This is a genomic window from Cryobacterium sp. BB736 (assembly GCF_014980265.1).
Taxonomy (GTDB): domain Bacteria; phylum Actinomycetota; class Actinomycetes; order Actinomycetales; family Microbacteriaceae; genus Terrimesophilobacter.
This window is the reverse complement of record NZ_JABXWQ010000001.1, coordinates 1031445-1056422: the sequence shown is the minus strand read 5'-3', so window position 1 is coordinate 1056422 and position 24978 is coordinate 1031445. Positions and strand designations below refer to the sequence as shown.

Genomic DNA, 24978 nt, shown 5'->3' with positions numbered 1-24978 from the left:
TCACTGCTCGTCCTCCCGCGCCTGCGGCAGCGTGACGCGCACGCGCCACCCACCATCCGGCTTCTCTCCACTGTCGACACTGCCACCGTAGAGCGCCGCGCGCTCCGCGATCCCGATCAGGCCGCGTTCCGTGCCGACCGATTCCTGCGCAGGGCCGGATGCGCCGTCATCGGTCACCTCGATCACCACGCCCTCCGCCGTGCTGTACCGGATGTCGACCAGCACTCGGCTGGGCGAGCGGGCGTAGCGCAGCGCGTTGGTCAGGCACTCCTGCACGGTACGGAAGATCGCCACCTGCACACCATCGGCCGTCGGAGGCGTGCCCGACAGCTGCAGGACCACCGGCAGCCCGGCCGCCCGGTACCCGTCGATGAGTTCGGCCAGGTCGGTCAGTTTCGGTTGAGGAGCAGCTTCGACGGCCGTCCCGTCCTCGCGGAGCACGCCGAGCAGCCTGCGCATCTCCGCAAGGGAGCGCCTGCCGACGGTCCCAACGTGCTCCATCGCCACCTTTGCTGCAGACGGGTCGGTCTCGGCGACGGCCTGCGCGCCATCCGACAGCCGCACCATGACCGACAGGCTGTGCGCGACGATGTCGTGCAACTCACGAGCGATCCGCGATCGTTCGGATGCGGCTGCCAGCAGCGTCTGCTGGTCGCGCTCCCGAGCGAGCTGGGCTGCCCGATCGACGAGGGCAGCGACGTAGCGACGCCGGTTGCCGACGTTTGTGCCGATGAGGGTCGCAAGCAGCACGAACGCCAGCCCGGAGATCGCGTCGAAAATCGCTGTCGGCGGGTCGGCCAGCAGCTTCAGCAGCGCCCAGGTGCCGCCGGCTACACCGAAAGCGATCCACGCCTCGCGGGCGCCCCTGTAAACGGCGGTGGCGTACAGCCCCATCATCAAGCCGACGAGCGACCAATCGGCATCCGACCCAAGCGGCAGCATCACAACGCTGGCGACGAATGCCACCGCGGTGACAGTCAGCGGGTGGCTCCGCCGGAACATCAGCGCCGTCGCGACCGCGATATCGGTGATGACGCGCGCGACCAGCGTTGGGGTGTCCGGCGCGGCGCCCATGAGATTGGCGAGGGCGCCGAGGATGAGGTCCGCCGCAGCAGGCACGGCGTACACGAGCATGACGAGCACATCCACGGTGCGCGGATGCGCCGCCCAGAATCGGCGAATCGCCCCAGGCGGCGGGGGAAGACGGAGCTCCCCGTCGCCGATTGCGGGCGTCGGGGAGCTCTCGGTCGTCATTGTCAGACATCCCTCCGCGCGAGCACCACTCCGCCGAGTGCGACGGCGGCTGCGGGCCAGGCTGCGATCTTCGCGAACAGCTCGAGAACCTCACCGGCTTCGACAGTCGATGATAGGCCGAGCACGTCCGCACCGAGCGACGTGAGCATGTTCGCCTCGACGTTGACCGCCCACTCTGCGGGGATCATCATCAGCACGATCGGCAGCACGAGCAGCAGGCCGGACACGGTCGCCAGCCCGCCGGCGGTGCTGCGCAACAGCATCCCGACTCCGACAGCGAACACGCTGACCAGGGCGAGGTAGGCGGATGCGCGCAGCACACCGAGTATCACGACCGCGTCAAGCGGCGTGACGTGGATGCCGCGGTCAGCGAGCAGCGGGAGCACCGCGAGGTAGGAGACCAGGCTCGCGATGACGCCGACCACGAAGATCGAGACGGCGACGACCAGGATCTTGGCGGCGTAGGCGCCCAAGCGCCTCGGGGCGGCGGCCATGGTGGAGCGGATCATCCCGGTCGAGTACTCGCCGGTGACGATCAGCACGCCGAGCACACCGGCGATCAGCTGACTGAACGTCACGCCCTGCGTGATGCCCTGAGCCAGGGCATCCTGCTGCATGGCCAGCGGAAGCGCGACGTCACTGACCGGCATCGCCTCGCTGACGATGAGGAACGAGATCAGGGCCGCGAAGCCGACGATCATGACGAGCGACCAGAAGGTGGACCGAAGCGAGCGGAACTTGATCCACTCGGAGCGGAGCAGACCGGCGAAGCTGAGCCTCGAGGCTGCGAAGGACGGGCGGGACGGGGCGAGCGTTGTCATCGGGAGAGCTCCAGTTCGTGAACGTCGGCCGCCGTGCGGTACTCGACATGGGTTTCGGTGAGTTGCAGGTAGGCGTCCTCAAGCGACGCCGTGACCGGGGTCAGTTCGTGCACGGCCACACCCAGCTCGGCGGCGAGGTCGCCGATCTGACCGGCGGATGCGCCGACGACCTCGAGGAAGCCGGCGTCGACGCGACGCACGGTGGTGTCGTCCCCGGACAGGGCGGCAGCAAGACGGTCGGCGTGCGGGCTGCGCACCCGCACCGTCTGCTTGCTCGCGCCCGCGACGACGTCCGACACCGACGCATCCGCGACCACTCGACCGCGGCCAAGCACGATGAGGTGGTCGGCGGTGAGCGCCATCTCGCTCATCAGGTGGCTGGACAGCAGCACCGTGCGGCCCTCGGCGGCCAGGTGGCGCAGGAACGAACGCACCCACAGGACGCCCTCGGGGTCGAGGCCGTTGACCGGCTCGTCGAGGATGAGGGTGTGCGGGTCGCCGAGCATCGCCGCGGCGATTCCGAGGCGCTGACCCATTCCAAGGGAAAACCCGCCAACCCGCTTCCCGGCAACGGCGTCCAGGCCGGTCATGCCGATAACTTCCTTGACACGGGTCTTCGGGATGCCGTGGGTCGCGGCCATCGCGAGCAGGTGGTTGTACGCCGAGCGGCCGCTGTGCACCGCCTTGGCGTCGAGCAGCACGCCGACCTCGCGCAGCGGGGAGCGGTGCTCCGCGTAGCGCTTGCCGTTGACGGTGACGGTGCCGGCGCTCGGTCGGTCGAGTCCGACGATCATGCGCATGGTGGTCGACTTCCCGGCGCCGTTCGGCCCGAGGAATCCGGTTACGATGCCCGGCTGCACAGTGAAGCTGACGTCGTCGACGGCGGTCTTGGCGCCGTAACGCTTGCTGAGTGAATGTGATTCGATCATGACCGCTACGGTACGAATCACCCCGGGTTCGAGGCATCGGCCTGCGGTCCCCGATTTCCGCATCCGGGTCGTACTTTGGTACCACCGACGGCTCGTACCGGCGTGGGACAATGACCGCATGGCCCTGAACATCACCGGCGATCCCGCCGCCGACAAGCTGCTCACCGAGGACCCGTTCGCACTGTTGGTGGGGATGCTGCTCGACCAACAGGTTGCGATGGAGACCGCCTTCGCCGGGCCGGAGAAGATCAGGCAGCGCATCGGCGCGATCGACCCAGGAACGGTCGCCGGTTATGACCCGGATGCATTCACCGAAGCGTTCAAGCAGACCCCCGCGGTGCACCGGTTCCCGGGTTCGATGGCCGAGCGCGTGCAGTCCCTCGCCCAAGTGGTCGTCGACGACTGGGGTGGCGAAGCTGCAGCGATCTGGACCCAGGGCGACCCGGATGGCGCCGAAATCCTGAAGCGCCTGAAGAAGCTGCCCGGTTTCGGCGACCAGAAAGCCCGGATCTTCCTGGCGCTGCTGGGCAAGCAGTGCGGTCTTGAGGCTCCCGGATGGCGCGAGGCGAGCGGCGCGTATGGCGAGTCAGGCTCGCACAAGTCGGTCGCAGACATCGTCGACGCCGAATCCCTCACCAAGGTGCGCGAGACCAAGCGGACGGCCAAGGCGGCAGCCAAGAACGGCTAGATCGTCCCCTCGAAGGTGTTGCAGCTTCCGAGCCCGGATTCGAAGCCGCGCTCGAACCAGGTCTGCCGCTGCTCACTCGAGCCGTGGGTCCAGCCCTCCGGATTGACCTGCCCGGTCGCCTGCTCCTGGATGCGGTCGTCGCCGATCGCCGCGGCCGCGTTGAGCGCGTCGGCGATCTGCTGCCGGGTGATCGGCTGCAGGAACGGCGTGCCAGTCTCATCCGGCACCGTCGACGCCGCTCCTGCCCACGCGCCCGCGTAGCAGTCGGCCTGCAACTCGAGCCGCACGGCATCCGACTGCGGTCCCGTCTCCTGCCGGTTCAGCTGGTCCATCGTGCCGACCAGGTTCTGCACGTGGTGGCCCCACTCGTGTGCGACGACATACATCTCCGCCAGGGGGCCGCCGGACGCGCCGAACCGGCCGCGCAGCTCGTCGAAGAACCCGGTGTCGAGGTAGATCGCCTGGTCTGGCGGGCAGTAGAACGGCCCGACGGCGCTTGTCGCACCACCGCACGCCGTGTTCGTCGCATCCTCGAACAAGAAGAAACCGGGCGTGGCGTATTGGAGTCCTTCGGTCTGAAACTGGTCGGCCCAGTAGACGTCCAGCGAGCTGGCGGCGCCGGCCATCCGGCAGTCGATGTTCTCGTTCGCGTCCGCTCCGGTCTCGCAACCGGTGACCGGCTCGTCGCTCGCCTGTCCACCGCCTGTTCCCGCCCCGGTGAGCCCGCTCAGGTCGACGCCGAACAACTGGGAGATCAGGAAGATCGCGATGACACCGATCCCACCGCCACCCACTGCCAATCCGGTGTTGCGTCCGCGGTGACTCACCTTGCCGCTGTCGATCTTGGCATCGGGGTTGAAGGTCATTGGTTCACCGTAGGGGGCACCCCGGCACGGAATCTGAGCGTTAGGTGAGAATCATCCTTTAGTGGGTTGAGACCCGACTTTACAAACCGACACGCCGAGATGTGCCCCATACTGGGGGTGGGCGGTCGCGAGCGGCGAAGGTAGCTTTCTCGCTACACCCCCATTCGTGGGGCAGGATCAGCAGTCTCCCGAAACTTTCGGGCCGTTAAGTACGCAACATCGTCGCTCCAGTCACCCGCCTGGACGCGATCGTTCATCCGCTTACCCCGGACGAGCGACCCCGCACCATCCCCGAGTAGCCACACCCGAATACGAACCCGAATCGTAGGCTCAGATGAGCGAGCGTGCACCCCGACACGTCCCCGACCGCATGCGCGAGGCTGTGACGCCCCGGACCCATGCGTCACGATCAGCAAAGCAGGCACGCCCGCAGCTTCGCCTTGTCGGAGGCGAGCATGGGCCCCAAACCTCCGCGCAATCGTGGGGCCGCGTCTATCGAGACAGGCTGCTGCTGAGCGACACCCTGATTATTGTCGCCACCGTCGTCGGAGCTCTGCTTACCGAGTTCCGAACCGAGACGGTCATGATCGCCGGCGTCATCAGCGCGGTGTGGATGACATTCATGTCAACCTTCCGGACGCGCGATCTGCGCGCGGTAAGTGTCGGTTCCGCCGAATACAAGAGGGTGGTGACCGCCTGCGTCACCACCCTCGGCGTTCTTGCGATCGCGTCGACAATGCTCCAATTGCCGGCGCCCAACCGATACTTCGCCCTGGTGCTGCCGGTTGGCGCGGTTGCGCTCACTGCAAGCCGGTGGGTGTGGCGTCATTGGCTCTGGCACCAGCGCCGGTTCGGCCACTTCCTGTACCGGGTGATCGTCGTCGGCGGACGGAGCGACGTCGACTACGTCGTCGGCCGCATCGAGGCGAATTGCCGCGGCGCATACTCGGTAGTCGGTGTGGTCATCGACGGCCAGAAGCCCAAGAAGCAGCAGGATCAGTTCTTGCCGTTCCCCCGCTACTACGGGCTCGACGCGGTCACCGACATCGCAGGCCGGCTTCAAGTCGACGCGGTTATCGTTGCCGGCAATGCCGCTCGCGGCGGTGACTTCATCCGTTCCCTCGCTTGGAAGCTCGAAGGCACCGCCGCCGAGCTCATCTTGGCCGCGCGGCTCACCGACGTTGCTGGGCCGCGCATCCACTTCCGGCCGGTCGAGGGGCTGCCGCTCATCCACGTCGAGATCCCGCAGTTCGACGGCGGCAAGCACCTGCTCAAGCGCGCATTCGACATCACCGTGTCATCGATCGCGCTGGTGGCGCTCCTGCCGCTGTTCGCCGCCATCGCGATCGCCATCAAGCTGGACAGCGAAGGCCGTGTGCTGTTCCGACAGGAGCGCGTCGGCCGCAACGGCAAGACGTTCCAGATGCTCAAGTTCCGTTCGATGCACGACAGTGCATCCGAGCGGCTTGACAGCCTGCTCGCGCAGAACGAGGGCGCTGGGCTGCTGTTCAAGATGAAGGACGACCCGCGGGTCACAGCCGTCGGCAGGGTGCTGCGAAAGCACTCACTCGACGAGTTCCCGCAGCTCCTGAATGTGCTCGCCGGAGACATGAGCCTCGTCGGGCCGCGCCCGCCCCTGCCGCGGGAGGTGCTCTCCTATGAAGGCTCTGTGCACCGCCGCTTGTTCATTCGGCCGGGGCTGACCGGCATGTGGCAGGTTAACGGCCGCTCCGACCTCAACTGGGAAGAGAGCGTGCGGCTCGACCTGTATTACGTCGAGAACTGGTCGTTGATCGGCGATCTGGTCATCATGTGGCGCACCTTGCGAGTACTCATCCATCCCGTCGGTGCGTACTAGGGGCGGGCAGACCATGGTGATCAGGCATGAGCAGCGTCCCGCACGGCAACGCTTCCGCAGCGCACTCAGCATGGTCGGCGCGGCCGCCCTGGTGGCGGCCACGCTCATCACTGTCGCCCCTGCGCCCTCCGCTTCCGCCGCCGAACCGTGCGGCCCCGGCGGCAACAAGGTCAGCTGCGAGAACAGCAAGCCGGGAACCGACCCCGCAGTCTGGGACATCAGCGGTGACGGCGACGACACCATCCAGGGCTTCGGGACGGACATCAGCGTCAACGTCGGCGGCACAATCGACTTCAAGATCGACACGGATGCTTCCGCCTACACGATCGACATCTTCCGCACCGGCTGGTACCAGGGTCTCGGCGCCCGCCTGATCGGCAGCGCCTCCCCCTCAGCGTCGCTGCCGCAGAATCAGCCGGCGTGCATCACCGACGTCGAGACGGCGCTGTACGACTGCGGCAACTGGGGGGTCTCGGCATCCTGGACCGTCCCGGCCGACGCGGTCTCCGGCGTGTACGTGGCGCTGCTGAAGCGCTCCGACACAGGCGGCAAGAGCCACATCATCTTCATCGTCCGTGACGACGCGAGCCAGTCCGACATCCTGTTCCAGACGTCGGACACCACATGGCAGGCCTACAACCGGCACGGCGGAGCCAGCCTGTATGCGGGTGGCGAGAACGGCCGTGCCTACAAGATCAGCTACAACCGGCCGTTCGCGACCCGGGACGGCACCACAGCGCGCGACTTCTACTTCGCGAGCGAATACGCGATGGTGCGCTTCCTCGAGCGCAACGGCTACGACGTCAGCTACACGAGCGACGTCGACACCGACCGTCGCGGCTCGCAGCTGCTCAATCACGACGTGTTCCTCTCGGTCGGCCACGACGAGTACTGGTCCGGCGCGCAGCGCGCGAACATCGAAGCGGCGCGGGACGCCGGAGTGAACCTGCAATTCCTCAGCGGCAACGAGGGTTACTGGCGCATCCGGTACGAGCCGGCGGCGTCAGCCGACACCACCGCGTACCGCACCCTGGTCTGTTACAAGGAGACCAAGGCCGCGGCGAAGATCGACCCATCGGCCGAGTGGACGGGTACCTGGCGCGATCCTCGGTTTGCGCCCCCCGATGCCGGCGCGGGTCTGCCGGAGAACGCCCTCACCGGCACCGCGTACGTCGTCAACGACGTCGACCAGCGGGTGACCGTCTCAGCGGAGGAGGGCAAGTCCCGGCTCTGGCGGAACACGTCCGTCGCGACGCTCGCACCCGGCACCGTGGCCCGGCTGGCCCCGCACACCGTCGGCTACGAGTCCAACGAGGACCTCGACAACGGATTCCGGCCGGACGGGCTCATCCACCTGTCGACCACCGTCGGGCCGGTGCCGCAGTACCTCACCGACTTCGGCAACACCGTCGTGCCCGGGACGACAACCCACCACGTCACCATGTATCGCGCTGGCAGCGGCGCCCTGGTGTTCTCCGCCGGCAGCATCCAATGGTCCTGGGGTCTCGCCGACGGGCATGACGGGGACGGCGCGGTGCCCGATCAGCGGATGCAGCAGGCGCAGGTCAACCTGCTCGCCGACATGGGGGCTCAGCCGGCAACCTTGATGACCGGTCTCGTCGCCGCGACTGCGTCATCCGACAGCACTCCGCCGACGGCCGCGATCACCTCGCCCGCCGCCGGGACGAACGTGAGCAACGGCAGCCTCGTCACGCTCACCGGCACGGCATCCGATGTCGGCGGCGTGGTCGCCGGAGTCGAGGTCTCCACCGACGGTGGCGCGACCTGGCATGCCGCGACCGGCAGGACAACGTGGAGCTACAGCTACCACCAGCGCGGGGCGGGCGCGCAGACCGTGCTGGTCCGCGCGATCGACGACAGCGCGAACTACCCGGCCACCCCCAGCTCGCTCACCCTCAATGTGAGCGGCCCGTACAGCGTCTTCGGCGAGCAGCTTCCCACCCTGGTCGACTCTGGCGATGGCGACGCCATGGAACTCGGGTTGCGGTTCACGCCCGAGGTGAACGGATTCGTCACGGGCGTGCGGTTCTACAAGAGCACCGCCAACACCGGAACCCACGTCGGCTCGCTGTGGGACGCCAGCGGCAACCGACTGGCAAGCGTCACCTTCCAGGGCGAGAGCGCTGCTGGGTGGCAGGCCGCGGTCTTCAGCACCTCCGTGCCGGTCAGCGCCGGGCAGTCGTACATCGTGTCGTACACCGCACCGCGGGGCCACTATGCGCTCGGCACTAACTACTTCGCCGCCTGGACTCCGCCGACACCGCCGCTCACGGTCGACAGCGGCTTCGGAGCGGTCGCCGGCCTGTACAACGACGCGGGCAGCTTCCCCACCGAAACCCACCAGTCAGGCAACTACTGGGTTGATGCCTTGTTCCAGACCACCGCCGGCGTCCCCCTGGTTGCGACGAGCCACTGGCCGCAGGCCGGGGACCAGGCGGTCCCGATCGACACGCAGGTGAGCGCGCGGTTCACCACCGCCGTGCAGCCGGGGTCGGTCGGCGTCACGCTCACCGCTTCGACGGGCGCCTCGGTCGCCGGCGCGACCAGCTATGACGCAACCACCCGCACGGTGACCTTCGTCCCGTCCGCACCGCTCAGCGAACGCACCACCTACACCGCTTCGCTCACCGCAACCGGCACGACCGGTGCGCAACTGACTTCGGGCGGCACCTGGTCCTTCACCACAGCGGGTGAGGAGAGCGTCGAGTGCCCGTGCAGCCTGTTCGCTGACGGGACGATCCCCGACATCCTCGAGATCGCCGACAGCAACGCGGTGACGCTCGGCGTTCGCTTCACGCCGACAGTGTCAGGGGCGATCGCCGGCATCAAGTACTACAAGGGGACCGGCAACACAGGAACCCACGTCGGTTCGCTGTGGACCGCATCCGGCACCCCACTTGCGAGTGCGACGTTCGTGAACGAGTCGGCATCCGGTTGGCAAACCCTGTTCCTCGGCCAGAGCGTCCCGGTTCAGGCGGGCACTGAATACGTTGCCGCCTACCGCACCGAGGTCGGTGCGTACTCCGGCACGCTGTTCGACTTCTCCGGCGACGGCTTCACCCGCGGGCCTTTGCGCGTAGGGACGGAGGCCGGCATGTTCACCTACCAGGCCGGATTCCCCGGTACCAGCTCCTCGACGAACTACTTCGTCGACGTCGTGTTCGTCACCGACGCGAACGCGCCGCTGCCGCTGTCGCTGCTGTCGAGCAGCCCGGGCGCCGGGCAGAGTGATGTACCGACCTCCACGACGGTGACGGCGACCCTGTCCGGCAGTCCCTCCGAGACGCCCGTGGTCGCGGTGTCGGGTTCGGCCGGAGCCATCGCCGGCAATACGTCGTGGAACCCGGACGCCCGCACCGTCACCTTCACGCCGGCCGCGCCGCTCGGCACCGAGAGCACCTACACCGTGACGGTGAGTGTGGGCGGGGTCGTGCTGTCCGGCGGTCACTGGTCGTTCACGACCACGGCGGCCGTGCCGTTCGAGGGCCAGTACAGCCTGATCGGCGGCGAGACTCCGGCGGTGATCGCGTCGCCCGACGACGACCCCGTCGAGCTCGGCATGGGCTTCGCGGTGTCCCAGCCGGGCGTCGCCACCGGCATCCGCTTCTACAAGGGACCCGGCAACACCGGTGTCCACCGCGGATCGCTGTGGAACGCCGCGGGCCAGCGGCTCGCAACCGTGACCTTCGGAAACGAGACGGCGAGCGGATGGCAGACCGCGGTGCTGTCCTCACCGGTCCCGCTGGTGCCGGGTGAACGCTACGTCGTGTCATACTTCGCACCGAACGGGCACTACTCCTACACGAACGGCTACTTCCAGGCGTTGCGCAGCAACGGTCCGCTGACCGCGGACACCAGCCTGAACGGTCGTTACCGCTATGGCTCGCCGGGCGGCTTCCCTGACCAGAGCTGGAACGCCACAAACTACTTCGTCGACATCGTGTTCGACACCGGAAACGCGACCCCGGTCGCACCGCCCACTGTGCTGACGACCAACCCGGCGGCGAATGCGACGGAGGTCTCGCCGGCCACCACCGTGAGCGCGGAACTCTCCGCTCACAGCGACTCGGCGACCCCGACGCTGGGGCTGACCGGAGCGGACGGCCCTGTCGCTGGGGCATCCGCGTACGACGCGACGACGAAGACGGTCACGTTCACACCCGAGGCCCCGCTCGCCTGGAACACCAGCTTCGCGGCCGAGGTCACCATCGCGGGAGCGCTGGTCGAGAACGGCAGCTGGTCGTTCACGACCGAACGAGGACCGCTGCCCAGCGGCAACTTCACCCTGCACGGTGACGAGGTCCCAGCGACCCCCTCGGCGAACGACACCACATCCGTCGAACTGGGAATGGTGTTCTCGGTGTCCCAGCCCGGGGCGGTGACCGCGATCCGCTTCTACAAGGGCGAAGGCAACACGGGCACCCACGTCGGATCACTGTGGAGCGATTCCGGGGTCCGCCTCGCTCAGGTCACGTTCACCAACGAGACCGCGACCGGGTGGCAGCGGGCGACGCTCGGCTCGCCGGTCACGCTGACGCCTGGCGACCGCTACGTCGTGTCGTACCTGGCGCCAAACGGCGGTTACGCCAACGCGCAGGGCTACTTCGGCACTCCTCGCAGCAACGGGCCCATCGTCGCCGAGACGCTCGGCAACGGCCGATTCCTCTACGGCTCTGCCGGCGGCTTCCCCACCGGGAGCTGGAACGCGTCGAGCTACTTCGTGGATGTCGTGTTCACGACCGCCGACCAGGTCCCCACCGATCCGCCGGTGGACCCGCCAGCTGACCCGGTGACGGTCACCTCGACGAGCCCCGGTGCCGACGCGACGGGCGTGACCCCGTCCGCCTCGATCAGTGCGGTGCTTTCGGCGGCTCCCGCCCAGGCGCCAGAGCTGTCGGTGACCGGACCGGCTGGCGCTGTCGCCGGGACCACCACGTGGGAAGCGACCACCAGGACAATCACCTTCACGCCGACCGAGGCGCTTGCCTTCTCTACGAACTACCAAGCCACGGTGACCGCGGCCGGTACCGCGCTCGGCGGCGGAACGTGGTCATTCACCACCGCCGCAGAGCCGCCGGTCGACCCGCCCGCCGACCCGGTCACCGTGACCTCGACCAACCCGGGCGCGAACGCGGTCGACATCGCACCGACAGTTGCCGTGACTGCGACCGTGTCCGCCGCGCCGGCCGAAGCGCCCGTCTTGTCGCTGACCGGCCCGGCCGGTGCCGTGCCCGGGACGACGAACTGGGATGCGGCGACCTTGACGCTTACCTTCACGCCGACCGAGCCGTTGGCCTGGTCGACCTCCTACCAGGTATCCGTCGCCGCGGCCGGGACGGCGCTTGCCGGCGGGACCTGGTCGTTCACGACCGCCGCCGCCCCTCCGACAGTGGACGTCTACTCGCTCTTCGCCAGCGACGCCGTGCCGCAGAACCCTGAGTGGAACGACCCGCTCGCCATCCAGTTCGGCACCAGGTTCTTCACGAGCGAGGCCGGTGAGGTCACCGACATCCGGTTCTACAAGGGTGAGGGCAACACCGGTGTTCACACCGGCTCGCTGTGGAACGCGAACGGCGAGCGGCTGGCGCAGCTCGAGTTCACCGACGAGACGCCGAGCGGATGGCAGGTGGCGCAGCTCACGACGCCGGTGAGGCTCGAGCCGGGCGTCGAGTACCGCGTCACCGTGCACAGCACCACCGGTCGCTACGCGGTCGACCTGAAGGGCCTCCGCTTCCCGACCACGAGCGGACCGTTGTCCACTCCGGCGGATGGCGGCACGTTCGTCTACGGCACCGACTACCCGTCCCAGGTGACCGACCACAACTTCTGGGTCGACCTGATCTTCACCACCCCATGAACACCAACGAGAATCCGAGGAAAGCTATGACTGCGCAGCTCCGCATTGCCGTGATCGGCGCGGGCTACTGGGGACCGAACCTCGCCCGGAACTTCCGGGCGAGCGACCAGTGGGAGCTTGCGGCGATCTGCGACATCGACGCCGCACGCGCGCAGCGAGTGGCCGACCAGGTAGGTGGCGTGCCGGTGCTCACGGACGTAGCGGACCTCTGGGCGGATGCCTCGATCGACGCGGTTGCCATCGCCACTCCCGCTCGCACCCACCATGCCTTGGTCGTCGCCGCCCTCGGTGCGAGCAAGCACGTCCTTGTCGAGAAGCCGCTCGCCGACGACCGCGAGCGGGGCGGCCTGATGGTGAAGGAAGCCACCGAGCGGGGACTCGTGCTGATGGCCGACCACACCTATTGCTACACGCCGGCGGTGCAGAAGATCCGCGAACTCGTGGCGGACGGCGCGCTCGGCGACATCCTGTTCATCGACTCGGTGCGCATCAACCTGGGCCTGATCCAGCCGGACGTCGACGTGTTCTGGGACCTCGCACCGCACGACCTGTCCATCCTCGACTTCATCATCCCCGGCGGGCTGCGGCCGCACTCCGTTTCGGCGCAGGGCGCCGACCCGCTCGGGGCAGGCAAGGCCTGCGTCGGCTACCTCACCATTCCGTTCGGCAAGGGCGCTATCGCGCACGTGCACGTTAACTGGCTGAGCCCGACCAAGATCCGCAACATGGTCATCGGCGGCACCAAGCGCACGCTGGTCTGGGACGACCTCAACCCTCAGCAGCGACTGAGCATCTACGACCGCGGAGTGGACATCGAGCGTCAATCAGCCGGCACAGCGGAGCGCACCGCGGCAACGGTGTCGTACCGCCTCGGCGACACCTGGTCGCCAGCGCTGCCGGAGGGGGAGGCGCTCTCCCTGATGGCCGCGGAGTTCGCCGGCGCGATCCGAGAGGGCAGGCCACCACTGACGGACGGATACTCCGGCATGCGCGTGCTGTCGGTACTCGATGCAGCCGCCGTCAGTCTCCGCGCCGCCGGGGCAGCTGTTCCGTTGACTCTCACCACGCCCGAACTGGAGGCCATCGCATGACCGCACTCGCCGGATCCCGCGTGCTCGTCACCGGGGGGGCAGGGTTCATAGGCAGCCACCTGGTGGACACCGTGCTCGCCCGTGGAGCCGAGCATGTCACCGTTCTCGACAACCTCGAGAACGGCAAGCGATCCAACCTCGCACACCTGGAGGCGGATACCCGATTCGCTCTGGTCGTCGGCGACATCCGTGATGATTCGGCCCGCGCCCGTAGCCTCGCCGAGGTTGACATCGTTTTCCACCTCGCGTGTCTCGGTGTTCGTCACAGCCTGATCGATCCCGTTGAGAACCACGATGTCAACGCCACCGGGACGTTGCAGATGCTGCTTCACGCCCAACGAGCCGGCGTGCGACGCTTCGTCTACGCAAGCACCAGCGAAGTATTCGGTACCGCCCAGTACGCGCCCATGAACGAACGGCACCCAACATGGCCGGAGACCGTGTACGGCGCAGGCAAGCTCGCCGGTGAGGCAAACACCCGCGCCTTCTTCCGAACCTACGGGATGGACACCGTTGTCGTGCGGCCGTTCAACACCTACGGTCCCCGCAGTCATTTCGAAGGCGACAGCGGGGAGGTGTTGCCGCGCACCATCGTGCGCGTGCTGGCCGGCCAGAATCCGATCATCTTCGGTGATGGGGAGCAGACTCGCGACTTCATGCACGTCTCCGATACCGCTCGGGCGCTCGCGATGATCGGTGAGTCGAGTTCCACGACAGGGCAGACGATCAATCTGGGCTCGGGGCGAGAAATCAGCATCACCGAGCTGTGCCACACGGTCGCCCAAGCGGCGGGGCGCCCCGACCTTGTCCCCCACTATCGCGACCCGCGTCCGGGCGACGTGCGGCGCCTCATCGGAGACGCTGGGCACGTGCGACACCTCGTCGGCTTCGAGGCCTCGGTGGCGTTCGGCGATGGCGTACGGGAACTCGTCGACTGGTTCCGCACCCGCCCGGTGGAAGAGATGATCGCCCAGGTCGCCGAGGTCAACTGGGTCAGGAACGAGGTGTCGGTCCCATGAGCCGAATCAATGTGATGAAGCCTTGGCTGGGGCACGAGGAGATTGAGGCTGTCGCGGCTGTCATCGAGAGTGGCTGGGTGGCTCAGGGCCCGCAGGTCGCCCGCTTCGAGCACCTCTTCGCGGAGGCGATGCAGGCTCCGCACGCGGTCGCCACCTCGAACTGCACGACGGCACTGCACCTCGCACTCGTCGTGGCCGGTGTGACTGCCGGCGACGAAGTCGTCGTGCCGTCGTTTTCGTTCATTGCGACTGCCAACGCACCAAGCTACGTGGGAGCGCTGGCCGTCTTCGCAGACGTCGAGCCGGCCACAGGCAACGTCACGGCCGACACCATCGCACCGCTGATCACCGAACGCACACGCGCTGTGATCGCTGTGGATCAAGGTGGTGTCCCGGTGGACCTCGACCCGATTCGGGCCATCTGCGACCCCCGCGGCATCACCGTCATTGAGGATGCCGCGTGCGGGGCTGGATCGCGTTACCGTGGTCGCCCTGTCGGCGCGGGAGCGGAACTCACGGCCTGGTCATTCCATCCCCGTAAGGTCCTGACCACCGGTGAGGGTGGAATGCTCACGACATCGCGGGCGGACTTGGCGGAGCGTGCTCGCCGCCTTCGTGAGCACTCGATGAGCGTCTCGGCCGCCGAGCGACACACGGCGCTGGTGTCCCCCGTTGAGGTTTACGACGAGATCGGCTTCAACTATCGGATGACGGACCTGCAGGCCGCCGTCGGCATCGTGCAGCTCGGCAAGCTGCAGGAGCTCGTGTTCCGGCGCCGCGAGCTCGCGGCCCGGTATCGGGAGGCGCTCGGTGAGGTTCCCGGCATCCGAGTAGTCGAGGACCCTGCGCATGGCGCCGGCAATTTCCAGTCGCTGTGGATCGAGATCGGCGACGAGTACCCGCTCGATCGCGAGCGGTTGCTCGAGAATCTCGCCGACGCCGAAGTCTCCGCTCGGCGAGGCATCATGGCGGCACACCGCCAACCGCCGTACGCCCACAGCGCTTCGGTGCGCGTTCCGCTGCCGGCGACAGAGCGTCTGACCGACAGGACGCTCATTCTCCCGCTCTATCACCAACTCACCGAAAGCGAGCAGGACATCGTGATCGACGCGGTGATGGCCCCCGTTACGGCGGTGCACAGTGGCTGACGTCATCCTGGTCGCGGCGAGCGGGCTGGCGCGCGAGGCGCTGGAGATCCTGCGTCGGGTCGGCGAGCACACCGTGATCGGATGTCTCGACGATGATGCGACGCGCACCGGGCTGCACTTTGACGGGCTCGTCGTGCTTGGGTCCATCGTGGACGCCAGCCGGTACCCGAGCGCGCGGCTGCTGCTCTGCGCTGGGAAGGGTGCCGCGCGGGCCAGCATGGCCGCGCGGCTCGAAGAACAGGGGCGCACGGATGGCGACTACATCACCGTCGTCGACCCGCGAGTGCATGTGCCGCCGACGTGTGTGGTCGGCGTCGGGTCGATCATTCTCGGCGGCGTCGAGCTGACGACCAACGTCTCTATCGGCCGGCACGTTGTCGTGATGCCGAACGTCACGCTGACCCACGACGGCATCATCGAATCATTCGCCACCCTCTGCGCCGGTGTCTCACTCGGCGGTCACGCGTGGATCGGCGAAGGCGCTTACGTCGGCATGAACGCCTCGGTTCGCGAGGAGACCCGCGTCGGCGCCTATTCCGTGCTGGGGATGGGTGCGGTGCTGACCCGCTCCCTTCCCGCCCACGAGACCTGGGTCGGCGTTCCCGCGACCCTCCTCAGGGGCTCGAGCAAGGAGGGTTACGGCGAGGAAGCCCCCAGCGAGGAAGTCGCGCGGTGAGGATCATCGTCTACCCGCACTCGATGGAGCAGGGCGGAAGCCAGGGCAACGCGATCGATATCGCCGCGGCTCTGCAGAATCGCGGACATGACGTGCTCGTCTTCGGCCCGCCCGGCCGACTCGTCGACACCCTCACCGCGAGCGGGGTGCGCTATGAACCCGCGCCGCTGGCCCGCATCCGCCCGTCCTTCGCCGTCATGCGGCGGCTGACCCGCCTGGTGAGCACGTTCAGGGCGGATGTCGTCCACGCGTTCGAATGGCCCCCGGCCGTCGAGGCGGCGTTCGGCCCGCTCGCCTTTCGCAGCGTTCCGGTGGTCGGCACGGTCATGTCGATGGCGGTCGCGCCGTTCATCCCGGCTTCGCTGCCGGTGACGGTCGGCACTCGAAGCATCCTGGCCGCCGAGCGCCACCGCGGACCGAACGTGAGCCTGCTTGTCCCGCCGGTCGATACAGAGCGGGACCGCCCGCGAGACCCGCAGCGTTCCAAGGAGCAGTTGGGTATCGAGCCGGACACCCTCGTGGTCTCCATGGTCTGCCGGCTGGTGCCCGAGCTGAAGCTCGAGGGCGTGCATGCGGCGATCCGCGCGGTCGGGGAGCTGGTCGCGGAGTTCCCCATCCGGCTGGTGATCGCCGGGGACGGACCGGCGCGCGATGAGCTGGAGGCCGCCGCCGCACGCGTGAATGCGGTAGCCGGGACGACGGCCGTGCAACTGACCGGCAACCTCGCCGATCCGAGTGGCCTCTACGACGCGGCCGACATCGCGCTCGGCATGGGTGGCTCCGCCCTGCGGTCGATGGCGTTCGGCAAGCCGCTCATCGTGCAGGGGGAGCGCGGCTTCTGGAAACTTCTCGAGCCGGCGAGCGCCTCCCAGTTCGAGCGGGACGGCTGGTACGGCATCGGCAATGGCGGCGACGGAGCGGTGACCCTCGAGCGAGCCCTCCGCGAGCTGCTTGCGAACCCAGGGCGTCGTGCCGACCTTGGCGAGTTCTCGCGAGACCTCGTTGTCTCGAACTACGGGCTCGAGGCCGCGACCGATCGAGTTCTGGAGCTGTATCGCTCGGCGATCGAGGGCGAGCAGACCCGCTTGGGCAGGAAGGTGACGCTGGTTCCGGCGTACCTTTCGGTCCTCGGCTACGACCTCGCCCGCAAGGTGCGGCGCCGCCTCGGCGGGGTGCCGTCAGACGATTTCAACACCATCAGCCGAATGCAACCAACTCTGAGGGGAAGCCGCGCATCGTGAGTACCGTCACCGCCGCCACCGCCGTACCGTTCCTGGATCTGCAGCTGCAGCACGCCGAGGTCATCGACGACATCCGCGAGCCGCTCCTCGACGCCATCTCCCGGGCCGAGTTCATCGGTGGCCCGCAGGTCGCCGCCTTCGAAGCGGAGTACGCCGTCTACTGCGAGGTCCGCAATTGCGTTGGCGTGGGCAACGGCACCGATGCCATCGAGTTGGCTCTGCGCGCGCTCGACATCGGCAAGGACCACGAGGTCGTCGTGCCGGCCAACACCTTCATTGCGACGGCCGAGGCCGTCGCGCGCGCCGGCGCGACCGTCCGGCTCGCCGATGTCGACGATGACACCCTGCTGCTCGACCCGGGCGCAGCGGCCGGGGCGGTGACGCCGCGAACGGCCGCGATCATTCCGGTGCATCTCTACGGCCAGACTGCACCCGTCGAACAATTCTCTGACACGGCGCCGACCATCATCGAGGACGCCGCCCAGTCGCAGGGTGCCCGGCGGCACGGCCGCGCGGCGGGCTCGCTGGGCACCATCGCGGCGACCAGCTTCTATCCGGGCAAGAACCTGGGCGCAGCGGGGGATGCCGGCGCTGTGCTCACCGACGATGACGGACTCGCCCGTCGCGTCCGCCGCATCGCCGACCACGGCAGCAGCGTCAAGTACGTGCATGACGAGGTCGGATTCAACTCCCGGCTGGATGCGATCCAGGCGATCGTGCTGCGCGCGAAGCTCGCCCGCCTGGAGGGCTGGAACGAAGCACGGCGTGAAGCGGCTAAGCGCTACGACGAACTGCTGTCCGACCTGCCCGGTGTTCGGACACCCACCGTGCTCGAGGGCAACCTCCCCGTTTGGCACATCTACGCCATCCGCGTCCAGGACCGGGACCGGATTCTCGCTGGCCTGCGGGATGCGGGCATCGGCGCCAGCCTGCACTACCCGACACCCGTTCACCTGACCGGCGCCTTCCGGTCGCTCGGCTACGCGCCAGGTGACTTCCCCGTCGCCGAGCGCGCCGCCGGCGAGCTGCTGTCGCTGCCGATGTTCCCGCAGCTCACCGAGCAGCAGCAGGTCAAGGTGGCCGAGGCCCTGCGTTCGCTGGTGTGACGTGTCTGCTCCATTCGGTGACCCCGTGCCGACGCCGGAATCCAGCGCCCCGGCGCTGAAGACACAGATTCGCAGCGGGCTCCTCTGGAGTTTCGTCAACACGCTCGTGGCGCGGCTGGGCTCGTTCCTGGCCGGGATCGTCATCGCGCGCATTGTCGCCCCGGAGGACTTCGGGGTGTACGCGGTCGCGCTCGTCGCCCTGAATCTGCTGCTGAGCGCCAATGAACTTGGAGTCAGCGTCGCACTCGTGCGCCACGAGGGGCCAATCGAACGGATCGCACCCACCGTTGCGACCCTGTCGATCGTGTCCAGTGCCGCACTGTTCGCACTGAGCCTGATCGCCGCGGGACCGTTCGCGGCCGCGATGGGGGTGCCGGAGGCCGCAGGAGTTGTGCAGCTAATGAGCGTTGCGGTGCTCATCGACGGCGCGACATCGGTGCCCGTCGCACTGCTCACGCGAGCGTTCATGCAGGCACGACGGATGCAAATCGACGCGGCGGCCTTCGTGATCAGCACTCCGATCACTATTGTGCTCGCGATCGCTGGCTACGGCGCGTGGAGCCTTGCCTGGGGCGCAGTCATCGGAAACCTGGTGACAGGCATCCTCTCGATTCTGTTCGCACCCCAGAAGGTGTGGCCAGGCTTCAACCGGCAGGCTGCCGGCGAGGTGCTCCGGTTCGGGCTTCCGCTCGCCGGTGCGAGCCTGCTGCTCTTGGCGCTCGTCAACGTCGACTTCATCGTTGTCGGTCGCCTACTCGGTACCGAGCAGCTCGGGTTCTACCTGCTGGCATTCAACCTCAGCGCGTGGCCGATGATGCTGGTGTCGTCGGTGGTCCGACGTGTGACAACACCGGCGTTCGCACGACTGCATCAGAGCGGCGACGGCCCGGCCGGTTACCGCAGCGCGCAGTACCTGGTGCTCGGGCTTGCCGGCCTGATGTGCGTGCTGCTGGCCGTGTACGCGACGGAACTGGTGACATTCCTTTACGGCGACCGGTGGGAGCCGTCGGCGGTCGCGGTGCCCGCGCTGGTGGTCCTGAGCCTGGGCCGGCTCATCGTCGAGCTGGCGTACGACTACCTGGCCGCCGTCGGGAAGTCGGTCGGAAATGCCTGGTTGCACGCCATCTGGCTGATCGTGCTGATTCCGGTGCTCATTGTCGGGGCGCAGTGGCTGGGCATTCAGGGGGTGGCCCTCGCTCACGCGCTCGTCGTAATCGTGGTGGTTCTTCCGGGCGCCGCACTCCTGTTGCATCGTGAAGACGTCAGAATCTGGCCGCTGGTGCGCGACCTGGCGTTGCCAGCTGTCGGCTGCGTCGCAGTCGCTCTGTCGGGCTTGCTCGTCAAACAGTGGTTGCCGGAGGGCTTTTGGCTGCTGGCAACGGGCGGGCTGATCGGACTCGCCGTCTACGCACTGGCCGTCGCACCGCGATTCACGCGCGTTGTCCGAGAGCTGATGCTGGCCGATGTCACTCCCGGAAGCGGACGCGATCCTGCGGAGTGAGCACGTGCGCCCTTCGCGCAATCGTGTTCGAAAGCCCGCCGATGAGTCCGATGGACAGGAACATGAGTCCGGCGACCTGTGGGAAACCGAGGGCATCAAAGGTGGCGAAGCTGCAGGCACCCGCCGCAGCCATCGCCGCGAGCGACAGGGCGAGGCTTCGCGCGCGTTCGTCCGTCGTGCGGTGACGGCGCGAGAGCGCTGTCGCGATGGCAACGAAGAACAGCACGACGAGGGCGATGGTCCCCACTATCCCGATTTCGATGAGCAACCCCAGGTACTGGTTGTCGAGGATCCGGTACTGCGGCAGGAAGGTCGAGAATCCGCGACCGAACACGGGATTGCGTAGGAAGAAGTCGAACGCGATGGCGTAACTGTCCGTGCGCGAGAGGGCGCTGCCGTCCTCACCGATTCCGGAGAACAGCCGGATGATCGTGCCGAGCATTCCCGGGATCGCGACGTAGACGGCCGCCATCAGCCCCACGATCAGCACCCCCGCGGTCCACTGCCTTGCGCGCGGCCAGGTCGGCATCAGGAAGAGCAGCACGATGGCGACCGCGACGATTGCCGACCGCGAGATTGTGATGGGAATGGCGAGGGCTATGACGAGAATCGGGTACCAGCGCACAAGAGCGTGCTTGTGCGTGTCGTTGAATGCGAAGTGCAACGCGATCGGGAGGCTCATGGCGAGGACCACGCCGAACTCGATGGGGTGCGTCGATGTTCCCGCTGCCCGGACGAAACCGTCACGGTTATAGATGCTGGTCAGGTCGGAATTCGGGGCGAGGCCCGGAATCTCAATGACGTTGATGATCGGCAGTCCCGTCACGAACTGCGCAATGCCCAGCGTGGCCACGACTGCCGCCGCGAACACGAGAACCCGCATCGGGCGCTCGAGGCGGTCAATCCCGGTCACCCCGTCAGCCGTGAGGAGCACGACACCGAGGATCGAGCCCAGTAGGAACAGGCCGCGGTCGGATGCTGCCAACTCAGTCAGCTCTAGCGGACGCGACATGGCCGCGGCGTAGCTCAGCAGCACCGCAATAGCGAAGAACGTCATTGCCCGCCGCACAGGTTGGCCGAACGAGAGGGTGGAAGTCGATCGACTCAGTTGTGTGCCAATCCACAAGAACAACGCGCCCAGGCCCAGGATCAGGGCGGGCGTGCCCACTGAGCCAAGAGCGGGGATGGTGAGATTCGCCGGGATGAACATGAGCACCGCGACATAGATCGAGAGAACGCCGGCAGCGTCCACGCCTCGACCATGCGGGGCGAACACCTTCTGGGATGACCACCGACGCTGCCATGCCGCCCACCGCGACTCACCGGTCCTCCGCGGCAGCACTCCGGTCACGGCTACCCAGGCTTTCGCTCGGGTCGGGTCTGCTTGCTGCTGGGGCCACCGTTGCCAGCGCGGCCATCCAGGAACTGATCAACCAACGGAGGTGACGGGCGCCCAGGCATCGGCGGCCGCGGTGACGCGTCTTTTGTCGCTGCCGCCGCGGGTGAAACGGTCACAGGCTGTGTCGCCGGCACCTCAGCACGCGTCCGTCTCCGTCGAACGGCCGTGTCGATAGCGACCGCCAGGAGCAGCGTGACCGCCAGACCGCCACCCGCAACGACAATAAGCGTGCGAATCAGCGTCGAGTAGTTGGGCTCGGCCACAGAGTTGTCAGTAACGACCATGAGGCGGACCTGGGATCTCTCCGCGGCGTTGATCTGATCCTGCAACTCCTCGAGTCTGACCTCAGCCAGGTCGAGAACCTGATTCAGCGTCTCCACGGCCACCTCTGGCGATTCGGCGCTGACCGTGATCTGAAGGACTGAACCCGAAACGCCGGCATCCTTCTCCACCGTGTATTCGGTCGTCGAATCCTCCGGGACTATCTGCTCCTCCGATGCCGAATCGGTCAGCGCCTTCACCAGCACCCCGGCCGCAACATCGAGGCCGCCGAGGTTCAGGAACGGGTTGACGATCTGCCGCTCGCCCTGCGCGTCCTCCTGCACCGACGGCGGCAGCAGCAACACGGAAGAGGTGATGTCGTAGGTGACAGGGACGACGCGGAAAATGAGAACGCAGGCGCCAGCCGTCAGAACCAGGCCCGCGAAAAGCACATACCAACGTCGTCCAACTGCGCGGAAGATTTCCACTAGGTCCACGTTGTGCCCCTCGGTCACTTGGCGTGAGGACTGGCCATACTCTACGCTACGGTCTACAAAGAGCGCGGTCACGAGAGGTGCCGGCTGATGACGTTATGGGATCTGCTCACTATTGCGGTTCGCAGGTGGTACGTCACGCTTGCCGGCCTGGCCTTGACCGGCGTTGCAATCGTCTGGGTAATGCAGGCGCCGCCGGTCTATTTCGCGCAAGCGAGCGTCGTCCTGTTGCCCCCCGAATCCGCTGTGCAGAACGCGTACTCGGATGCTCCTCGGTCCCTGATCGATCTCGCGGGAGCCGTCGCCGCGTCGGTTCAGGGCTCCGGCGGCGACGCCAGTGACGTCAGCGACAGGGTGACCATCGTCGGCGAGGGGTACCGTGAGGGCTACCTGGTTCGACAACCCAGCGTAGGCAGCCAGTGGGAGTACCGCTTCGAAGACCCCGTGCTCGAAGTGCAGGCCGTCGCAAATACTCCGGATGGGGCGCGTGCGCAGATGGAACACGCCCTCGACACCGTGCAGGACACGATTGACGAGTTCCAAGACGAGCAGCAGCTGGACGTTGCTTCTCGGGTGCGCACTCAATTGGTCCCTTCGGAACCACAGCTCAGCGAAGTCGGCGGAAACACGGTGCGAGGGGTTGGTCTGACCGCGCTCGCCGGACTTCTTGCCACCCTTGCAGTGCTCGGGACGCTGGGGCGGCCCCGACGTAAGCCTGGCCGCTCCCGCTGACCCTCAATCCGAGCCGATCAAGGCAAGGAATGCCTCCGCTCGCGCGGCCCAGCTCTGCTCGCGCGCGAAGCGCTGCCTATCGAGCACGACAACCGGATCTGGCCGCGACCCGATAACCTCCAGTGTCTTGGCGGCGAAGTCTGCGGCATCCGTTGCGACCGTGACCAGACCGCTCGGGATGCGACGTACGCTCGGCAGGTCGCTGACCACGGCTGGCCGACCCGCGGCGAGATACTCGAGCGTCTTGAGTGGATCGCTGCTGCGGTTGAACTCGCTATCCGTGTAGGGAGTGAGTCCGACAGAGATGCGGCGCATGAACGACGGCAGCCTCTCGAACGGCTGAGCGCCGATCCACTGCACGTTCGGCCGTGACAGGAGGTCGGACACCCGGGCGACATCGAACGTCAGCTGGCGCGGGCCGACAAGAAGGAGGGACACACCGGCATCCGCGACCTTCTCGAGCATGTCAAGATCGATGCGCTCCGACAGGTGGCCGATGAACCCCGCGATCGGATCCGGCAAGGTCACCTCGTCTGGGAGGGGGGCGGAGTCGACATTCGCGAACATCTCGGTGTCGCAGCCATTCGGGATGACGACAATCCGACGACCGGGTGCCGCCCAGCGCTCGGCGAGCTGGTCCGAGACCGCCACCACAACGTCGGCGGCGTCAAGCTGTTCCTGCTCCCGGCGACGCAACCAGGTCGTTGAGATGTTCATCAGGCCGCCGCCGGTGGTCCAGTCGTCAGTGCCGTAGAGCACCTTGAGGCCAGCGGCACCCGAGTCGAACACGCGGTCCAGCGACCCGACGATGAGCGCTCGGGCACCGCCCAGTCGCTTGACTGCTCGGGCGATCGCGCGTCGGGTCACCCACTCGCCGACTTCGCGCAGTCCAGGGCGACCGATCCCGGGGACCGTCAGCGGAGTGAGTCGGTACAGCCCTTCGCCGATGCGACGAAGCCGAGGGCCGCGGGTCGACGCTCGCAAAGCGGGCTTCTTCAGAGGCGTGAGGATGGACACTGCCGGGTCGACGAACAGGACCGGCACATGCTTGGAGAGGTGAAGGGCGAGGTGTTTCTCCGAGAGCCAATTGTCGTCCCACGATGTGCCCGACGCGATGACAACCAGCTCGGGCGACTCGGCTTGGCCGCCCATCTCCCTGGGTTCCCTGGTCATCCGGCGCGACTCGTCTCGTCCCGCGTCCATTCGACCTTGTGGCGCCGCGCTCGCTGCCGTGCGATCAGCGCGGTTACCGCGAAAAGCGCCACCGGCAGCAGGAGCCGCGGCTCGCGTCCCGCAATGGCCATCAGGTCACGAGGGCTCGTCACTGCAGCATCAGAGCGCGCACCCGCATCGCTCAGCTGCCTGTTGCCCTGGACAACGCGCACCCGGCGCAGCAAGAGGGCCCGCCACGTACGCGCCGGCCAGATCCTGACCACTGCGGCATCGACAATCTGGCGTTCGGAAGGGTGGAACGCTTCCGAATACGCGAGATCATCCGAGATGAATTCCGGAAGGGCGGCCACACGCCGGTAGCCCTCCTCGGACAGCATGATCACACCACGCCCGAACAGTCCGGATCGCACCGCAGGCAGGCGCTCCCACACGTCGTAGTACCAGCGTGCGGGGAGCGAGACACCAACACGGTCGAGCAGGCGCGCCGGGCCGACCGCGAGCACCCCAGGCTCGTCCAGGGCCGCGGCAAGCGCGGCAACACTCGCAGCATCGATGTCAACGTCGGCATCGACGAACGCCACGGGGAAGTCGGTTACCCGCTCACCTCCGGCCTTGAGGGCTGCGGCCTTCGACGCCTCGACGAGTTCCACCAGCTCGACGGCCGGGCCATGACGAGTGGCCTCTGTCGCGCTGCCATCCGTGCAACCGTTGCAGATCACCAGAACTCGCGGTGTGTGAACCGCCCCGCTCGTCAGCGACGGCAGCAGGCGCCGCAGGCCGCGCTCCTCATTGTGCGCGGGGATGACGACAGTTGCGTACCGTCCTCCCGGTGACATGCTCGAA

At 67.4% G+C, this 24978-nt stretch carries 19 protein-coding genes; 11 read left to right on the top strand and 8 right to left on the bottom strand.

Translation table 11 applies throughout. The annotated features are described in order from the left end of the window. The 3 genes from IRG63_RS05095 to IRG63_RS05085 are packed head-to-tail and all read right to left on the bottom strand — an operon-like array spanning position 1 to position 3004. Positions 1 to 1254: a sensor histidine kinase gene (locus IRG63_RS05095; RefSeq protein ID WP_193509396.1), complete on the bottom strand. Its 1254-nt coding sequence runs from the start codon at positions 1252 to 1254 to the stop codon at positions 1 to 3. A 2-nt stretch (positions 1255 to 1256) separates the two neighbouring features. Continuing rightward, on the bottom strand, positions 1257 to 2075 hold the full coding sequence (locus IRG63_RS05090; protein WP_193509395.1) for a hypothetical protein: 819 nt from the start codon (positions 2073 to 2075) through the stop codon (positions 1257 to 1259). Next, positions 2072 to 3004, bottom strand: coding sequence for an ABC transporter ATP-binding protein (locus IRG63_RS05085; protein WP_193509394.1), 933 nt, complete (start codon positions 3002 to 3004; stop codon positions 2072 to 2074). Before IRG63_RS05085 ends, IRG63_RS05090 begins: the two co-directional genes overlap by 4 nt. A 118-nt stretch (positions 3005 to 3122) precedes the next feature. Here IRG63_RS05085 and IRG63_RS05080 point away from each other — a divergent pair, with 118 nt between their 5' ends. After that, positions 3123 to 3692 (top strand): HhH-GPD-type base excision DNA repair protein, encoded by a 570-nt coding sequence (locus tag IRG63_RS05080; protein WP_193509393.1) that lies wholly within the window; start codon positions 3123 to 3125, stop codon positions 3690 to 3692. Here IRG63_RS05080 and IRG63_RS05075 read toward each other — a convergent pair. After that, positions 3689 to 4558 carry a neutral zinc metallopeptidase gene (locus IRG63_RS05075; protein WP_168626117.1) on the bottom strand — a complete coding sequence of 290 codons (870 nt, stop codon included), beginning with the start codon at positions 4556 to 4558 and terminating at the stop codon, positions 3689 to 3691. The two genes, IRG63_RS05080 and IRG63_RS05075, sit on opposite strands and share 4 nt — an antisense overlap. 334 nt (positions 4559 to 4892) lie before the next feature. Here IRG63_RS05075 and IRG63_RS05070 point away from each other — a divergent pair, with 334 nt between their 5' ends. From IRG63_RS05070 to IRG63_RS05030, 9 genes are read left to right on the top strand one after another with little or no spacing between them, the layout of a single operon-like run. Next, positions 4893 to 6416, top strand: coding sequence for a sugar transferase (locus IRG63_RS05070; protein ID WP_193509392.1), 1524 nt, complete (start codon positions 4893 to 4895; stop codon positions 6414 to 6416). A 13-nt stretch (positions 6417 to 6429) separates the two neighbouring features. Then, on the top strand, positions 6430 to 12294 hold the full coding sequence (locus IRG63_RS05065; RefSeq protein WP_193509391.1) for a DUF4082 domain-containing protein: 5865 nt from the start codon (positions 6430 to 6432) through the stop codon (positions 12292 to 12294). Between the two features lie 26 nt (positions 12295 to 12320). Then, the gene (locus IRG63_RS05060; protein ID WP_193509390.1) at positions 12321 to 13385 is read left to right on the top strand and encodes a Gfo/Idh/MocA family protein; all 1065 of its coding nucleotides are present in this window, start codon (positions 12321 to 12323) and stop codon (positions 13383 to 13385) included. Continuing rightward, on the top strand, positions 13382 to 14404 hold the full coding sequence (locus tag IRG63_RS05055; protein ID WP_193509389.1) for a dTDP-glucose 4,6-dehydratase: 1023 nt from the start codon (positions 13382 to 13384) through the stop codon (positions 14402 to 14404). The genes IRG63_RS05060 and IRG63_RS05055 overlap by 4 nt, the downstream gene beginning before the upstream one ends. After that, positions 14401 to 15552 carry a DegT/DnrJ/EryC1/StrS aminotransferase family protein gene (locus IRG63_RS05050; protein ID WP_193509388.1) on the top strand — a complete coding sequence of 384 codons (1152 nt, stop codon included), beginning with the start codon at positions 14401 to 14403 and terminating at the stop codon, positions 15550 to 15552. Before IRG63_RS05055 ends, IRG63_RS05050 begins: the two co-directional genes overlap by 4 nt. Next, complete coding sequence (locus IRG63_RS05045) at positions 15545 to 16228, top strand: NeuD/PglB/VioB family sugar acetyltransferase (RefSeq protein ID WP_168626111.1); 684 nt, start codon at positions 15545 to 15547, stop codon at positions 16226 to 16228. Before IRG63_RS05050 ends, IRG63_RS05045 begins: the two co-directional genes overlap by 8 nt. Continuing rightward, on the top strand, positions 16225 to 17469 hold the full coding sequence (locus IRG63_RS05040; RefSeq protein ID WP_193509387.1) for a glycosyltransferase family 4 protein: 1245 nt from the start codon (positions 16225 to 16227) through the stop codon (positions 17467 to 17469). Before IRG63_RS05045 ends, IRG63_RS05040 begins: the two co-directional genes overlap by 4 nt. Continuing rightward, positions 17466 to 18575, top strand: coding sequence for a DegT/DnrJ/EryC1/StrS family aminotransferase (locus IRG63_RS05035; protein ID WP_193509386.1), 1110 nt, complete (start codon positions 17466 to 17468; stop codon positions 18573 to 18575). The genes IRG63_RS05040 and IRG63_RS05035 overlap by 4 nt, the downstream gene beginning before the upstream one ends. Position 18576: 1 nt before the next feature. After that, positions 18577 to 20076: a lipopolysaccharide biosynthesis protein gene (locus IRG63_RS05030; RefSeq protein WP_168626108.1), complete on the top strand. Its 1500-nt coding sequence runs from the start codon at positions 18577 to 18579 to the stop codon at positions 20074 to 20076. Here the strand turns inward: IRG63_RS05030 and IRG63_RS14040 are convergent. Further along, a complete protein-coding gene (locus tag IRG63_RS14040) occupies positions 20042 to 21328 on the bottom strand; it encodes an O-antigen ligase family protein (protein WP_168626107.1) in 1287 nt (428 codons plus the stop codon). The two genes, IRG63_RS05030 and IRG63_RS14040, sit on opposite strands and share 35 nt — an antisense overlap. Before the next feature lie 101 nt (positions 21329 to 21429). Next, positions 21430 to 22224 carry a hypothetical protein gene (locus tag IRG63_RS05020; protein ID WP_193509385.1) on the bottom strand — a complete coding sequence of 265 codons (795 nt, stop codon included), beginning with the start codon at positions 22222 to 22224 and terminating at the stop codon, positions 21430 to 21432. A 96-nt stretch (positions 22225 to 22320) separates the two neighbouring features. On the opposite strand from IRG63_RS05020, the gene IRG63_RS05015 reads away from it, so the two are divergent. Beyond that, positions 22321 to 22962, top strand: coding sequence for a hypothetical protein (locus IRG63_RS05015; protein WP_168626105.1), 642 nt, complete (start codon positions 22321 to 22323; stop codon positions 22960 to 22962). A gap of 3 nt (positions 22963 to 22965) precedes the next feature. Here IRG63_RS05015 and IRG63_RS05010 read toward each other — a convergent pair whose 3' ends face one another. Both IRG63_RS05010 and IRG63_RS05005 read right to left on the bottom strand, forming a co-directional pair. Next, positions 22966 to 24135, bottom strand: coding sequence for a glycosyltransferase (locus IRG63_RS05010; RefSeq protein WP_168626104.1), 1170 nt, complete (start codon positions 24133 to 24135; stop codon positions 22966 to 22968). Next, entirely contained in the window at positions 24132 to 24971 is an 840-nt protein-coding gene (locus IRG63_RS05005; protein WP_168626103.1) for a glycosyltransferase family 2 protein, read from the bottom strand. Before IRG63_RS05005 ends, IRG63_RS05010 begins: the two co-directional genes overlap by 4 nt. Positions 24972 to 24978: the final 7 nt, after the last annotated feature.